13 protein-coding genes are annotated in these 16,498 nt (G+C 36.8%); 8 read left to right on the top strand and 5 right to left on the bottom strand.

The genetic code is table 11. The annotated features are described in order from the left end of the window. Nucleotides 1–97 precede the first annotated feature (97 nt). The 8 genes from rho to BW942_RS06555 all read left to right on the top strand — a co-directional run bounded on the left by rho (nucleotide 98) and on the right by BW942_RS06555 (nucleotide 7,411). Nucleotides 98–1,546: a transcription termination factor Rho gene (gene rho, locus BW942_RS06520; protein ID WP_000179609.1), complete on the top strand. Its 1,449-nt coding sequence runs from the start codon at nucleotides 98–100 to the stop codon at nucleotides 1,544–1,546. 20 nt (nucleotides 1,547–1,566) lie between these two features. After that, complete coding sequence (gene rpmE / locus BW942_RS06525; protein WP_000845534.1) at nucleotides 1,567–1,770, top strand: 50S ribosomal protein L31; 204 nt, start codon at nucleotides 1,567–1,569, stop codon at nucleotides 1,768–1,770. A gap of 58 nt (nucleotides 1,771–1,828) precedes the next feature. Continuing rightward, complete coding sequence (locus BW942_RS06530) at nucleotides 1,829–2,620, top strand: pentapeptide repeat-containing protein (protein WP_000115243.1); 792 nt, start codon at nucleotides 1,829–1,831, stop codon at nucleotides 2,618–2,620. Further along, nucleotides 2,617–2,805 carry a hypothetical protein gene (locus BW942_RS06535; protein ID WP_000802251.1) on the top strand — a complete coding sequence of 63 codons (189 nt, stop codon included), beginning with the start codon at nucleotides 2,617–2,619 and terminating at the stop codon, nucleotides 2,803–2,805. Before BW942_RS06530 ends, BW942_RS06535 begins: the two co-directional genes overlap by 4 nt. Before the next feature lie 311 nt (nucleotides 2,806–3,116). Continuing rightward, on the top strand, nucleotides 3,117–3,950 hold the full coding sequence (locus BW942_RS06540) for a tetratricopeptide repeat protein (RefSeq protein ID WP_001983198.1): 834 nt from the start codon (nucleotides 3,117–3,119) through the stop codon (nucleotides 3,948–3,950). Then, a complete protein-coding gene (locus tag BW942_RS06545; RefSeq protein WP_000672174.1) occupies nucleotides 3,947–6,115 on the top strand; it encodes a hypothetical protein in 2,169 nt (722 codons plus the stop codon). Before BW942_RS06540 ends, BW942_RS06545 begins: the two co-directional genes overlap by 4 nt. A 177-nt stretch (nucleotides 6,116–6,292) precedes the next feature. After that, on the top strand, nucleotides 6,293–6,736 hold the full coding sequence (locus BW942_RS06550; RefSeq protein ID WP_000454196.1) for a hypothetical protein: 444 nt from the start codon (nucleotides 6,293–6,295) through the stop codon (nucleotides 6,734–6,736). Nucleotides 6,737–6,985: 249 nt separating this feature from the next. Beyond that, nucleotides 6,986–7,411 carry a DUF1801 domain-containing protein gene (locus tag BW942_RS06555; RefSeq protein ID WP_000034818.1) on the top strand — a complete coding sequence of 142 codons (426 nt, stop codon included), beginning with the start codon at nucleotides 6,986–6,988 and terminating at the stop codon, nucleotides 7,409–7,411. A 173-nt stretch (nucleotides 7,412–7,584) separates the two neighbouring features. On the opposite strand, the gene BW942_RS06560 is transcribed toward BW942_RS06555, so the two are convergent. From BW942_RS06560 to BW942_RS06580, 5 genes are all read right to left on the bottom strand, one after another. Further along, nucleotides 7,585–8,583, bottom strand: a complete 999-nt coding sequence (locus tag BW942_RS06560; RefSeq protein ID WP_002082862.1) for a hypothetical protein — start codon at nucleotides 8,581–8,583, stop codon at nucleotides 7,585–7,587. Between the two features lie 1,037 nt (nucleotides 8,584–9,620). Then, the gene (locus BW942_RS06565) at nucleotides 9,621–11,180 is read right to left on the bottom strand and encodes a hypothetical protein (RefSeq protein ID WP_000273657.1); all 1,560 of its coding nucleotides are present in this window, start codon (nucleotides 11,178–11,180) and stop codon (nucleotides 9,621–9,623) included. Further along, nucleotides 11,170–13,926, bottom strand: coding sequence for a transglycosylase domain-containing protein (locus BW942_RS06570; protein ID WP_000783273.1), 2,757 nt, complete (start codon nucleotides 13,924–13,926; stop codon nucleotides 11,170–11,172). Before BW942_RS06570 ends, BW942_RS06565 begins: the two co-directional genes overlap by 11 nt. 36 nt (nucleotides 13,927–13,962) lie before the next feature. After that, nucleotides 13,963–14,859: a ChaN family lipoprotein gene (locus tag BW942_RS06575; RefSeq protein ID WP_000604122.1), complete on the bottom strand. Its 897-nt coding sequence runs from the start codon at nucleotides 14,857–14,859 to the stop codon at nucleotides 13,963–13,965. 695 nt (nucleotides 14,860–15,554) lie between these two features. Then, a complete protein-coding gene (locus BW942_RS06580; RefSeq protein ID WP_000657852.1) occupies nucleotides 15,555–16,124 on the bottom strand; it encodes a glutathione peroxidase in 570 nt (189 codons plus the stop codon). Between the last annotated feature and the right edge of the window lie 374 nt (nucleotides 16,125–16,498).

A 16,498-nucleotide genomic window follows, 5' to 3' on the forward strand; every position in this document is an offset into this window, starting at 1 on the left:
CGATCTAACTGATCTCTTCTCCACTCTGAATTCTCAAAAATAAAATCTCAAAAAGGCGAAATCCTTCTCCCTTTTTAAAACTCAAGTAGTTCTTAATATGGCAACAGCAAGACGAGACAATAAAAACAGACACCAACATTCCAACCACAATCATAACAACCAAAACGATTCTGGAGATTCTTTCGAAGAAGAAAGTACAAACCAAGAATCTCAAGAATTTGATTCTTCCGAAAATTCAGATCCCAGATCTCGTAAACGCAAACGAGGGGGTTACGAAGGCCCCGCCCCTGCTCCTATCGATCTAGTAGAACTGAAGAAAAAAGCAATTTCTGATTTGATCGAAGTCGCCAAAAGTTTAGGAGTAGAAAATACCGGCGGTTTAAAAAAGCAGAATTTGATCTTTGCCATTTTACAAGCGCAAGCGGAAAGAGACGGACAAGTCCACGCCGCCGGGGTTATGGAAAAACTTCCGGACGGATATGGATTTTTACGTTCTCCGGATTACAACTACGTGCCGGGTCCGGATGACATTTATGTTTCTCCTTCTCAGATCAAATTGTTCGGTCTTAGAACCGGGGATACGGTAGAAGGTCAAATTCGTCCTCCCAAAGAATCGGAACGATTTTTTGCCATGCTCCGAGTGGAAACCGTCAACAGTTATACTCCGGACGTAGCCGGTAAACGCGCCTTATTTGACAACTTAACACCTCTTTATCCAAACGAAAGACTCAAGATGGAATACGATCCATCGATGCTCGACACTAGAATCTTAGATTTAATGTGTCCAATTGGAAAAGGACAAAGGGCTTTGATCGTAGCACCTCCCAGAACCGGTAAAACGATTTTGATGCAGAATATCGCAAACGCGATTACATCCAATCATCCGGAATGTTCTTTAATTGTACTTCTGATCGACGAACGTCCCGAAGAAGTGACAGACATGGCCCGTCACGTTCGGGGAGAAGTAGTTTCTTCCACATTTGACGAACCTGCACAAAGACACGTTCAAGTCGCCGAGATGGTCATCGAAAAAGCAAAACGTCTCGTCGAACATGGAAAAGACGTGGTTATACTTTTAGATTCGATCACTCGTTTGGCTCGGGCCTACAATCAAGTCATTCCAACTTCCGGTAAAATTCTTTCCGGTGGAGTGGACTCCAATGCACTTCATAAACCAAAACGATTTTTTGGAGCCGCAAGAAACATTGAAGAAGGTGGTTCTCTCACGATCATCGCCACTGCTTTGATAGATACTGGATCCAAGATGGACGAAGTAATCTTTGAAGAATTCAAAGGAACTGGAAATATGGAGATCCATCTGGATCGGAAACTTTCTGATAAACGGATCTTCCCTGCAATCGATATTAATAAATCCGGAACTCGTAAAGAAGAACTACTAATTACCAAAGACGTCCTTCAGAAAGTGTTTGTTCTGCGAAAAGTACTTTCTCCTATGAGTATCACGGAAAGCATGGAATTATTGCTGGAAAAAATGAGGCTTTCTAAAACAAACGACGCCTTTTTAGCCAGTATGAACACACAGTAAACGTTTCAACAAGGGAATTTATGAAAACTGAAATTCATCCAAACTATAAGGCGGCTAAAATCAGCTGTGCATCCTGTGGAACCGTATACGAAACCAGAACTTCTATCGGCGATATTAATATTGAGATCTGTTCCGCTTGTCATCCTTTCTTTACTGGAAAGTCTAAACTAGTGGATACTACCGGTCGGGTAGATAAGTTCAAGAAAAAATATAAAATGCAGTGAGAGTTTACAAACTCTTCTTTCTTTTTATGCCGTCTAAAAACCGGGCAGGAAAACTTTCATGAGTGTAATGGACTTTGCACGGTACAAACAAATTAACGACGATCGAGTCAACTATCGTGAAATGGAAGACGCGACCGTCGTTTCTAATTATAGAAACGTTGGTTGTGGAGACGGTTATCGAATTTATCTAAAAATCGATTCTTCAGAAACGGTCACAGACGCAAGTTACACCACAACCGGTTGTGGGTTCGGAATTGTAGCTCTTGCGATGGCGACAGAATTTGCAAAAGGAAAAACAATCGACCAACTCAAATCGATCACTTCTACGGACATCGAAGGCATGTTCGAATTTCCTGAACGTAGAAAAAATTATCCCGAATCCGCAGTCGCAGCCCTACTCCAAGCGGTGCGCGATTACGAAAGCGGAGCTGGCGTTCCCAAAGAAAAAAGAATCACCGCCGGGAAAGCATTAGAAATTTTAAAAACGAAAGGTTCTCTCAAAGACGAAGACCTTTCCAGTATTATATTAGAGAAACTTAAACTTGATGGGGTCGATTTTTCAGGCGCCAATCTAGGACACGCATTTCTACAAAATTCTTCTTTTGTAGGAGCCAACTTCTCCGGAGCCAAACTCAGAGGTTCTTTTTTAAACAACGCAGATCTTAGAAACTCAAATTTTAGAGGAGCCGATCTTCGTTGGGCAAAATTAGCGGGTGCAAACGTAGAAGGCGCAGATTTTACGGACGCAATCTATGACATTGGAACCCGTCTGGATCAAAAACAAATTCATCTTTTTTCCGTCATGAAAAAGGAAGGTAAAGATATTTACTTAAACAAAGAGGCGGAATGAAACCGGGAGACAAGGTTAAAATCGTAAAACGCACGTTTCTACACAACGGAATTTTCGTTCATACAAATACGATCGTAGAAGTAATCTCCTTCGAAAACGAAAAATTAGTCGTCCTCTTTCACGACAAAGAAGGATTTACTCACAATATCGAATCTCTAACTCCTGCAGACGTAGTGCCAGCTTAGGTTTTTCGCACTTCCATAAACGGATAGAACTCAATCCTTATCTGTAAAGAGAAGAACCATCCGGCGAAAGTTACGTAAACAAAACCGGACCTTCTATAAATAAAAAGATTTTCCTACAAAGTAATAAGGTTCGGCTTATAAGTGATTCAAAGAATCGCACCTTTTTGTAAAATGTGGTGTCGTTTCGAATCTTTTTCGTAAAAAAAATTCTCTTAGACCATCAACTCAAAATAAAAACGACCGAAAAAAGAGTAATCTTTGGAAAAAGATCGTATTCCATTCATTGTGGAGATTAATTTACGCAAACAATTATGCACGTACTCGCACGTTACAACAAAATCTTTGATCTAAAAATTTTAGTCAGTAAAATCGCATTTTATTTCCTTTTAAGTCCGGCCTTTCTCCTAACAAATCGGGCCCTGTTTACGGAACCGGCAACCGAAGACGCGCTCGAAACGGGACGTTATGCGGAAGCGGCCTCTAAATATACGAACTTATGTGGGAAAGGCTGCGGAAACACAGATGTGAAAGAATTAGTTTCTTCCTTCGAAACGGAAAATGTAGGCGATCACTGCAACCGTCTTGGGGTGGCATACATGGGTTTGAAGAACTTTAAAGCGGCAATTCGCTCCTTCCAACTTGCTGTATCCTGCAAAGATTCCTCTAAATTCCATTCCAATTTGGCCCTGGCATTTTCCTACGACCACAATTCCAAGTTAGCCGAAATTCATTATGAAAAATCGATGAGCCTTGCGGGAAACGATCCGGGGAGTTTTTCGGCGATGCTCAATTATTCCATTTTTCTAATTAAGAAAAAGGATTTTTCCAAAGCGGAAGAACTTCTACAGGAGGTCATCCATCATAAAGTTCATCTTTTTTACGCAAGATTGTATCTGGGATATTCCTTTTATCAAAGAAAAAAGTTCGAAGAAGCTTTGTCCCAATTCGATCAAGGCATCCAAGAAAATCAGAAATACCCGGATCTTTATCTGTATCGCGCTTACTCCAAATATCAATTGAACAATTTAGCGGGCGCGGAGTACGACCTAAACCAAGCGGAACTCTTGGAACCCGAGTTTAAAAATCCCAAAATCGATCAACTTCGAAGTTTGATTGCAAGAAGAAATCAAGGAAGAATCAGATGAAGTTTAGAAACCGCTTATTTTTGTCGCTGATGATCGTTGCTCTTTCGGGAATTCACTCCGAAAACGGTTATTTATATCTCGAAAATGGAATTTTAGATTATTCGAATATTCCCTCCTCTTCGCCTAAAACCGGAAACGAATCCAAAGGAAAAAAGTCCGTATATTTTTCCAAAAAAGGTTTGAACTTTAAAATTCCTCTCTCCTACAACGTGGTTGAACGTCTGCGTATAGAAAATTCCGGCGAAAAAGAAGTTTCTATCAAAGTAAACTCAAAGGCGGAAAAAAATTTACTCTACGGTGTGACGGGAGAAGGAGGAGATTCCTTTATCAAAATTCCTCCCGGAAACGTACTCTCTTTGCCCGTGCGATTTTTCGCTCAAGACACGTTACCCGGAACCTATTCCTTGGAAAATTCCATATCGGACGAACAGGGAAATATTTTAGACACGATCCGGGGAACGGTCGAGATTACCAAACCGGATTTTAAAATCGAAACGGAACTTCTGAAAAAAACTCCTCTCGTTCAACAGTTTCGTTTTAAAAACAAAGGGGACACACTTGCGAATCTTTCCATCCGTTTAAAAAATTCGGATTCGCTACGAATGGAACCCTCCGTAGACCACTATCTATTTCCAAAAGACGGATCCTTAGAAATTGCGGTTTATACTACGAACAGATTGGAAAAAAATCAAAGCGCGTCCTTTCATGTCTCCTCATCGGGGATCGAAAAAGAAGTTCCTTTTCTTTTCGAAGCTGCGTCTGCCGACTCCGTTGAAATGGTCAGCTTGGATCCGATCGTTCGTCTGAGAAATAAAGATTGGTACTGTACAAATCGACCGATCATCCATATGTCTTACACGGTTCCCTACTTCGAAAAAAAGGAAGTTCAAAATTTAGGATTCACTTCTAAGTTTTCTTGGCTGACTTCGAAAGGAGAAGGTTCCGATACAAACGGAAACGATAAAGCGGATCATTGGACTCTGACCGAAAAAGGGAACGTCATCATGGCGGGAGACGACTACGACGAAGACGGAGAGATCGACTTTTTTCGGGAACAAGACAGCGAGAATCGCACTCTCAACCGAGCCTATTTCAAAAAAGACGGCAAATGGTTCGAAACGAATATCGTGGATTTATATCTGATCAGTTCCTATCTTCCGTTTAACGACGGAGCAAACGTTCAACCCCACGATCTGGAAGTTTTGATAAACGACGTATCCTTCGCTCAGGAAAAACAAATCATTCCGACGGGCTCCAGACTTCGTCGAATCCCCTTACATCGATTCAACGAAAATCAAATAAACGGTTATTCGGAAAACAGAATCACGGTACGAACGAGTCATCTGCCGGAAGCGAACTACCAGGTGAACGCGGAAAATACTCTTCTAATCTTTTATTCCACTATACAAATTCCGGTGGTCTCTCGGAAAAAATTGGATCTGAACATAAAGACGATTTCGGAGAATATCGCTGAAGAGGAAAAAAAAGCCGCCGATGAACCGAATGAAGTAAAAAAGGAAGCCTCTCTCAATCTATTGTCTAAACTCAAACAATTGAGAGATCAGAAACTCAAGGAAATCGAAAAATTCTTTCAGGAACATTCGGAAGCGGATACTGCTTTAAAACTCACCGGGGTTCAGTACAGAGGGGCCGACTTGGCGGTGTACGGTTCCGATCTTTCGATCCAGGGAAACGGAATTTCCGGTAAGATCAGAAACATGGGCTACGAGTCTTTACCCTACACGGTTTCTCTCTTCCAATCGTCCGAAAAAGGATATACGTTAGTCGAAACACAGGAAGGCAGGAACCTACCTCCCTTTGCCAAAAGGAACTTTCGTTTTTCGATCAAAAATTTTTCGGACAAAAAACGTAAGATCTATAAAATCACGATTTCACCCAAGGATAAAAAAAAGGAAGAGCTTGTGACGAGCAACAATCAGGCTCATTTAATCGTAGGAAAGGAAAATAACGCGGCTGAATTGAAAAAGGAAATGGTGGCCTTAGCCTCGGAAATGGGTCTTACAAACGATCAGGTCACTCTCGTTTCCAAACCTGCCATTCCGGAATTCAGCTTGAAAGAGTTAGAGAACGTAAAGATGAACCAAATCGAATTTCCCTGGCCGCAAAAACTCAAAAAAGAAGAACGAAAATTCATTTTGGAATGATTTTATGAAACTACATTCACTTTTACTCATATTATTTACGCTCCTATCGTTAACGATCCAAACAAAACGGTACACGCCTATCAAGAACAAAAAAATAACTGTCTGTTTCCTGTAAAAGATGGAAATCTATGGCAATACCAAATCTATAAGGACGGCCAAAAGGTGGGCGTCTTAAAGATGGAAGTTGTCGATGGGAAAGAGGATAACACTAAAGTATCCGATCTTCTCGGTGAACTTTATCCAGACTCATGGACTGGAAGTATAAAATTCGAAGACAGTTATCTGCAAAAGACCTACTATCAATCCGTTTTTAATTACTACGCAGGTTACGTCTATTTATTCGACCTCCAGGAAAAAAGGCTGTTTCCTTTTTTGAGACAATATCTTCGGGAAGGGGATCAAATCGGAAATCGAGTGGTCACTTCCTCCGGAACAAAATCGTTCCAAGGCAAACGGCTCCAAACCTTCGTCTTGAAGGATTTAAACGAACCGATCGTGGAAGAATACATGGAATACACGGGTTTGTACTATTACAAAAACGGAAACTTGGAATATAAGTTGGAAGCGGCGATGGTGCAAAACTGTTCCTATTACGTCGACTCTCCCGGCAGACCACGATAAGGTCTTTAAAAAGATCTTACTACAAACGGAAATTTTTATTGCAAAACACTGTTTCAGTGCAAAAACTAGATACTTTATTAGAGTTGTTGGAAAATTAATTCTCCCTCTTGTTTCTGTTTTATGAAATGGTCAATTGAAGTAGTTTTGTTAATCGCCTTTGGATTTCTTAATAACTCTATTATATAGATCTGAGTAAAATAAAAATATATTAATATTTAATTATATTTTACTTTTCAAGGAATCATTTTAATGTCTAAGATAAAATTTACAGATCCAAACGTTGCCGAAGTATTTAAAAACTATCCTAACGAGGCCCGCGAAAAGTTACTCGAGTTGAGAAAACTCATTTTTAATACCGCCAATTCAATTGAAGGTGTAGGCACCTTGGAAGAAACCTTAAAATGGGGTCAACCTAGTTATCTTACTTCGGAAACAAAAAGTGGAAGTACAATTCGAATTGATAAAGTTCCATCAAAAGAAGATAAATACGCACTCTATTTCCATTGTCAGACAAATTTAATCTCTACTTTTAAAGAACTTTTTCCCAAAAAGTTTGAGTTCGAAGGAAATCGCTCCATTCATTTAAACGTCAAAGATCCTATTCCAAATAAAGAATTGAAAGTCTGTATTTCTTTGGCGTTGACATATCATCTAAATAAAAAACGAAAAAGATAAAACATTTTGGAAAGCTACAGATAAATACGCATAACGTTCATTAAGCGAGAAGAAATCTTTATTTTTTGAATCTACCTTTACTCAATAATTGCACACAAATTCCAAACTATTATAATTAAAAACTGATTTTTTAAATTTTAGAAAAAATTAAATGAACCTATAATTTTTCTTTTCTAAACTTCCGGCTTCATTCCATGAGAAAGATCGTCTGTAAGAATTTCAAACGCGGTTTTACGACTCGAAGTCAGTTTTAAGAAAGTGAGATCTTCTTTCCTCTTAACAAATAGTTCCGTGCTTGCAATCTTACTATTGAGGCAATATTTCCAACCACCGGGAGGATTCCAATACTGAAGACAAGCGAAGTCCTTGGGTTCGGCATAAATTCTACCTTTAAGTTGAATCTCTTTCGAACTCGCGGAAAAATTCCAATCGAAGTAACGATACTGAGCCCTTCCAAAACTTTTAAAAGGATGATTGAGTTTATAATCCTTTCCTCTAAAACGAAATACGATAGGAGTAATTGCAGGAATCCAGAAAGGTCCTATTTTTAAATTAGCGGTAGCAAGTTCTAAAAAAGAATCTATTTCTTCCTCAAAACCAACAACCTGTCCCCAAGCATATTGATCCGTATGTTTGGAACCCCAGTTATGATTATGACTTCCTAACCAATCTTGGACTGGAATCTCTTTCGAATCTAATTTCAAATTACCATTAAGTTTCACCAAAGGATTTCCGACTAAAACTTTCGCTTTTGGAAAAGATCCCTGGTATAAGTTTTCAGGAAAAAGAAAGAGCGGAGGGCTTCCATTTGAAATATTTAAGTCCCAGAAAAAATCTTCGGAATCTTTTTTATTTCCAGCACTTCCTTTAAGATGAGAATCAGAAAGTTCTGAATCTCCTATCATTATAGATAAAGGAGTAGTATTAAATTTACATTTATCGATTGGGAATTCAGACTTAGAAACGAACCGAGTATTTTTTTCGCCGTCAAAATAAATCGCCCAAAGTTCGCCCATTGCCTTTTCGGGAAAGTTTTTTGGAGAAAAAATCGTATAACGAATCCATATCGCCTTACAAGTGTTAGGATGATTAGCTCTAACAAACCAACTTTCATAATGCCCCTTCGAATCGTTCTCTTTAAATCTAGGATGATTGAAATTAGATAGGATCACGTTCACAATTTTCCTTAAATCAAAAAATTTGTGACCCTTTACTATCGAACTTTTTTACTTTCTCAAGTAGAATTCTACTTTTTAAATTGAATTTTTGCTTTGAGGTAGTTCTAAAATTTATATATATGTAGGAACTCATACTAAATATTAGAACTTGAAGGTTCGCAAATATGACGGTTTTTGTAGGAACTTACATTATTTTATTAAAAATTTCTAAAGAATTATCACGCAAATTCCTTTAGGTTTTGGGACAAGCTCACTGTTTAAAAATCTATAAATCTCCCGAAGAGACTTAATTTGTGGGAACTATTACATTTTGTTATGACTTAAACATCATCGATCGTGGTTTCTTTTTAAATTTTATGACAATCAGTTTATGTAAGAGTTCCTACATTTTAGTATCTGGATTTTAAAATAATAATTTTAAAAAATCCTCAAACAAGCACTCTCATCACTCGTTTATCTTTTTTATTTAACGTGAATTGAAAGTAAGAGATTTTTTTATAAAACCAGAGTTTTCCGTAAAAAATAAAAAATGTGGGAACTACCATAAGATTGATGTTTTACGATTAAATTTTGAAAATGTAGGAACTACTCATACGAGTTAAATCACAAAAAAAAATGAATGCTTAAAAATTTATAATGTGACTTAACCTATAGGAACACCACATTTTATTGAAAATTCAAAAATGATTCATTTTAAAGTGAGTTCGGCATAAGAACCAAGATTCATTTTTCTGAAAAAAGTTGAGATCTGAATTGTGCAGATCTTATCTAAAATGTGAGAACTTTTACAATTTATAATAGCAAAAAGAACTATTCAAAAACTCTATTTTGTTTTAAGAGACTTAATCTGTAGGAACTACCACAAATCACGATTTTACGAACAAATCCTTAAATTGTAAGAACTCATACTTTTAGAAAATTCTTTCCCATAATCTCCAAAAACTCACGTTAGTTTTATGATTTTTTGAACAAGTTCTAAAACAAACGAATAACACCGTTTTATTGATAATAGATGGAATTTTTCAAAAACTCTATTTTAAATCCAATACGTTTACAGAAATTTTCTTTAAATCGACCGAATAAAATTTATATTGATTATCGCTTGAAAAGCCCTCTACAAAAAAACGATTTAGAGATTTACGATATACTAAATTCCTCATTTGAAACGAAGACTCTAAACCATCCGAATTCGCAAAGATGATTTGAACCGGTATCGGATTATAGGAAGAATTGGAAAAAATTAAACTCAACTCTTCTTGATCTGAAGTAAACAAAGGAGTTGCTAAAATCGCATCCAAAGAAAATTCAGGAAAAGGAACACAATATTGAGGTTGTATTAAACTTTTCTGAAATAGAGAGCCCTTCCCATACTTACAAATAAATGAAGGTTGGTTAGAAATGTTAAACTCAGTTCTCATTCTTCGATAATCCCAAAAAGGTGTGGGATTTTTTTCTCCGGAAAATAATTTTTCATCCAAAAGTTTACCATAATTAGAATCTGCTTCATCAGAATCAGATTCTTCCGTTTTATCTAAAACGTTTTTTCCTAAAAAATATTCAAACACAGGGTCAGCAGTATCGGCGTTCAAAAGACTTATAACTTTTAACAGCCCAGAGCTACTTTCAAAATTTTTAAAACACACCCTGGATAAAAGTTCTTCCGATTCATCTCCTGGAGAAAACTTTTTCGAAAGATTAGAACAAGCTTCCTGTTTTCTTCCAGAGATCAAAAGGGTTTTTGCAGTTTCAATTTCACTTCGCTCTTTATTAGCATAAGAACCGCTCATCCAAAAGTATCTCGCAGAAGAATCGTATTTTCCTAAGTTTCTAAGAAACTTTCCATATAAATACAAAAGATCCGATTTACCTTCTTCGCTTAACATTTTCAGTTTGCCGCCTGAATAGATTCTTTTATAGGCACTACCTCTTCCCGAATGAAGAGTAAAACTGATACGCAAAGCCAAAGAAGTTTCGGAAGATAAAACTCCTTTCATTTCTCCAAAAGCGTGTATTTTTTCCCAACCGTCAAAGTCACCCGTTTTGATCTTTACCGCATAACAAACCTTATAGAGCGAAGCATTTTCCTTTTTTAAAAGGATTTTAAACAATAACGGCATCTCTGGAATTACAACGGTTTCGAACGTTTGTATTGTAGGTATTTCCTCCTCGATAAATTCTTCTTTTGATTGTACCGATTTGACTTCTTGAAAAAAAGCATCTGGTTTTGGAATTGGTTTACTACAACCGGAAACAACAGAAACCAACGCAAAAGGACTTACATTCAAACCGTTCGCAAGTTCTGTTACGATCGCAGGATATTTTCCTTTTTTATCCGTAATTTTTCCAGAACGAATCATGATTAAAATAGCGGGAATGTATTTGCGATATTTCTCATAAAGAAAAAAAAGTCTAGAAGACGCGGTTTTACGTATATCCGATTTTTGTGAAGTTCGAACTAATTCTTCGTATAAAGGGATTGAAAACAACGGATCTTCTTTTTCCATCGCATACGCTTCTTCATAAGAAACAGAATGTAGGCTATAGATAAAAATTAAGAATATAATAATAAAATAATAAATTTTAAAATACATTACGAAGGACTTCTCGCTTTACATCCGTTCCGTGATTTAGGGGACAAACTTCAGAAGGTACAGTTCCGTTCTTAAAAAGTTCCTTTCTAGGATGTTTACAAGAAGGACCGGGAAGTTTACCTGATTCTTCACAGACGGTTGTGCTAATTGCATGTTCACTAATGGAATATTTTCTTCTTTCGTCCGAACCTTCCGCCGCTTCGAAAATTTTAGCAACGGTTCCCCAAAGAGGAGCCGCGACAGTTCCACCTAACGCGGATGAGCCGAGTCCGTAACTAGGATCATCGTATCCTAACCAAATCGCCATTGACATTCCGGGTTTTACTCCCACAAACCAGTTATCTCTGTTGTCGTTTGTGGTTCCAGTTTTACCTGCAACTTCTCCTCTATATCCAGTACTTCTTACTCCTGCAGAATTTGCGCTCCCATGAAGTAGGTCGATCATTATCTCTGCGACCTGAGAAGATACTACCTTTCTTTCTTCCGGAACTTTTAAACCGAACTCATCCGTAGATTTTCTTTCAAATACAATCTTTCCAGATCGATCCGTGATCTTTTGAATTAGATAAGGACGTTTGATCACTCCGTCATTTGCAAACGCAGAATAAGCAAGAGCCATTTCCAATGGCGAAATTTCTAAAGAACCTAAAGCTAAGGAAAGATCTCCTCTAAATCTAGAAGATAATACTTTCAAATCAGGGAAAAAATATTTTTGAAAAAAATCTTGAATCTTTGATATTCCTAACTTCTCAGCAATTTGAACCGCTGCGGTATTTTTAGATTTTGCTAAAGCAAGCCTAACGCTAATATCTCCGTCGTATTGATTTCCAATATTTTCAGGCATCCAGTTTCCGGTTTGATTTCTATAAATTAACGGTGCGTCTAAAATTCGAGAAGAAGCGTTGATCAGTCCGGTCTCTATCGCTGCGGAATATAAAATCGGTTTGATAGAAGATCCGGTTTGACGTTTCATAGCAGTAGTTCTGTCCAATTGATTATCCGCTTTAAATTCGGAACCACCGTGCATCAATAGAATCTCTCCAGTTGAAGGATCAACGGCGACTAACGCTACTTGCAATCCAGATTCGTTTTGACCACCAAAAGAATCCGTATCGATAAATAATTCTAACGCTGGCGAAAGATCTTGTATATATCTTCTAAAAACAGCGGTTTCGCTAGAATTTTTATTATCTGTAAGTCTTGTTTTCCGGACCAACCCGTTTTTCTGCACGTTATCTACATAGTTCTTTACGATTTTTGGAAGTTCCGCTTGAACTGGCTCAGAAACAGTAGTATAAATAGAAAATCCTCCAGTTTCGTAGATATTGGAATCTGGGTATAAAGAATTCAAAAATTTACGTACGTGTTCGGTTACATAAGGAGAATGATCCTTTCGATTTCCAAATACGGTTTCTCCGGGAGATCTCATGTGAAAAGAAAGATAAATTTCATCGAGCTTTGCCTTGGGATTTTCCTTTAGGATTTGATCCTCCCTAAAAGAGTGAATGATCGCGTTGACCCTTTGTCTAGAAAGATCAGGATTTTTCAAAGGTGAAAAACGATTTGGGGCAGAAGCCAAGGAAGCAAGTACAATCATTTCTTCCGTATTGAGTTCAGAAGGAGTTTTTTTGAAATAAAATTCTGCTGCGCTCGCAAATCCAAACGCCCCGTGTCCTAAATATACATTATTTAAATAATATAAGAATATTTGCTTTTTTTCATATGAATATTCTAAAGCAAAAGCAAGCTGCGCCTCTTTGATCTTTCGGACGAGACTTTTTTCCCTATCGTCTAACAAGATCCTTGCGAGCTGTTGTGTGATGGTGGAAGCCCCTTGTTTAAATCGAAAACTTGTAATGTTTACAAAAATCGCACGGAGTAAAGACATATAATTGATTCCGCCGTGGGAAAAAAATTTACGATCTTCTACCAACAGCACGATCTTTTTCAGGTTTTCAGGATAAGCGTCCCATTCCAGATTACTCGTTTTTTTTGCAAAAATTTCAGAGACCTTTTTTCCATCCCGATCGTAGATCACAGAAGGTTGATGATTATAGAATAAAGAAATCATCTCTTTGAGTTCCGACTCTCGAGTAATAACTCCCACCCAAAAAAGGATCATTCCCAAAAGAAGTAGAGAAATAACCGCTCCCAAAGAAAGTAAAATCACATTCGGAAGTCGGATATTACGATTGCCTATTTGTTCTCTGAGTCTTTCAGCAAGTGTTTTGACTGTATGTTGGCCATTTGCCCCAATTTCTCGTCTAACGGTTAAAAACGGTTTTTTTTCGAATGTAATCTTTTCTTTTCTAAGAAGTGAATGCGAACTCGATAGAACGGTATCGGATTCAACTCGATTCTTTTTTATTTCCCTAAATTTTTGTGTGAGTTCCCACAATTTCTGTCGCAGTCTATTCTGAATCTCGGAAAGTTTTTCAAAAATTCCGGGCCCGGATGTTTGGGGAATTGTCGGCTCAGGCTGAAACTGTGGAGCAGACTGCAATTTAGGAGTTCCTACATTTTTAGGTAATTCCGGATGACGCAAAATTTTGTCGGATGGCTGAACTGGAGCCGGAACTTTTGGAATATCCGCTCTCACCAAAACCTTGTGCCCACATTGATAGCAAGTAAGTCTAAAAACAGAACCGGTAGGAACTCCTTCCGGAAGCCTAGAAGTAGTTCCACATTCAGGACATAAAAATCGAGTCGTTTTTAGAGTCTGAATCCCAGTCTCCATCATCTTCATAATTGTCGGAAAATGTACGAATTCCAGACAAGCAATTTAATTCTCTTTTTCTCTCCTTTCCGTAATCACTGTAAAATCACAACCCTTGAGTATTTCGGTCGGAACTACGTCACCTTCCTTCAAAGGAAACATAGAAATCGAAAGAATCTTCAAACCTAACTCTCTCAATCGATGGGTGACACCGAGCCCCTCGTCGCTATGAAAACGACCGTTAATATGAATCACTTTTCTATTTTTCATCAAAAAAATGTTCGCGATCGAGTCCGCCATTCCTGCGTCCCAAAGATACTGAGCGTCTATAAATCTATTTTCCGAACTTGCTCCAGGATGTTTTCTGAGAGTATTTTTGATTTTGATCTCATAAGTTTCCTGGGAAAATTTACGGATCAAATATTTTGGAGGTAAAAACACGGAACGAATCCGAAACAGTGCTTCAAGTCCATTAGAAGCTACTAAATTTACGTATTTTCTAGGAACGTTAGACGCAAGCACTGGAATTTTATGTTCTTTTGCAAATTTAATAAAAGGATGATAATCCCGAATATAATTGGGCCAAAGTGTCAGAGAATTTAAATAAGCCGTTTCCGTGATCTGACCTGTCAAATATTCATCCAAAGTTTTTTGCTGATCCCTTTCCAACATTTCCAAAGATAAAATTACAGGAGTTTTCAAAGCAATTTTCTGAAACCAATACAGGCGAATTCTATGCCCCACTACGTCATCATGCTCCTCCCCGAATATCAAAACATCATAATTTTCTAATTTTTTAAAAATCATATCAGAATCTACAAATTCTCCGGTAGACCCACTTTGAATAGACGCTGGTATTGGAATTTCTTTAATTTCCGATTTTTTATCTGGAAATATTGGATTTGTATTTCCTAATATAATGAATAAAAATACTATGAAGTTTTTTCTTAAAGTAAGAATCACAGAACCACCTCTAGCCTATCACCAAACAAAGATTTTACGTAGTATCATTTTAAAATTCTTCTATTTTGTTGCCGAACCAAAATTCTAAATGTTTTTCAAGATAAAAATTTAAATAAAATAGTTTTTTAATTCTTCATAAGTTTTGAGACAACTCAACAGCTATGCTTTATAGATAAAATTTACAATACTATCTATAAAATTGAGTATTGTGAATTTTAATTGTAAAACATTGTTTTACTTAAAACTATATAATAAAATACACAATCGTTTACACATCAATCCTGTGAAATTCAGCTTAAAAAAATCTGGGCAAATTTAGAGTGTTTTCAGCTCCAGTCAATAAATTGCATGAAAAAAACGTAATACAATATTTAATCTTAAGTTGCAATTTATTATAGAAGCAAAACGGCTTTAGTTTGAAAGAGCATTCTTCTGAGTTCCTAAATTTCAATCTATTTCGCATTAGATTATACCGAACATCCATTAATCGACACTTTACCGCAACATTTACAGATACTCAATTTTGCAGGGATCAGTAATATAGAACATTATATACTTCATTTTATGGCCTGAAATATGCATCAATTTTAATATAACTCCAAAACTTTCATTTTGAAGTTTTTAATAGTTTAGAATTTTATAGAGATTTTAAATTCAAAAGTTCTATTAAAGAAGAATGTTTCAAATGCATACAGTCACTTTAAGAGAGTCTCAATTTTTTGAGTCACTGCGGAACTATCAGGCTCAACAGAAGAACGGTATCTCGCTTCTATTGTTCCACTTTTTGATATTAAAATTTTTTCGAAGTTCCATTCTACTTCTCCCGGATTTGGAGAATTTTGAATCAGATAAAAATATAAAGGATGAATGTCCTTTCCTTTGACTGAAATTTTAGACATCATATCAAAACTTGCACCTTTTTGAATTCTGCAAAACGTTTCGATTTCTTGATCGGTTCCTGGTTCTTGGCCTCCAAAATTATTAGCGGGAAAACCTACTACTGCAAATCCTTGATCCTTATATTTTTTATAAACTTTTTCGAGATGTTCGTATTGATAGGTATAACCACATTTAGAAGCTACGTTCACCACCATCACTACCTTTCCCTTATATTTAGAAAGAGACACTTCGTTTCCTTTGATGTCTTTTACTTTGAAATCATAAAAACTTCCCTTTGCAAAAATCCCCGCTAATGGTAAAAAAATTCCTAAAGTCATAAACCAAATGAAATACTTTGAATACATAAAACTGGCTCCTTCTTTCATAAATTTAAATCCAAACCTTTATTTACTTCAATCGTTTTTCTAAACTGAAATTATAGGAAAGTCATCTATTCTATGTTAAATAAAGTAAATTCGGTGTAAGATTTTGTTTTATGAAACCTAATTTTTCCATAAAAAATAAAATGTAGGAATTCCAATAGAGTTGTTAAAAAATTAACTTTCTTCCGTTTTTTTCATGAAAACGAATAGAAAATCGTTTGTAGATGTTTTTTCTCAACAACTCTATTCGCGAAAAATGAACGTTTTAAAATTTGCATGATGACAAATCTGTAGGAGCTCTCACGAATCATCTAGTTTACAGTGAAATCTTTTTCTCTACAAACTCACGTTAAATCATTGTTCTAAAATTTTAGAGA

Source organism: Leptospira interrogans (assembly GCF_900156205.1).
Lineage (GTDB): Bacteria > Spirochaetota > Leptospiria > Leptospirales > Leptospiraceae > Leptospira > Leptospira interrogans.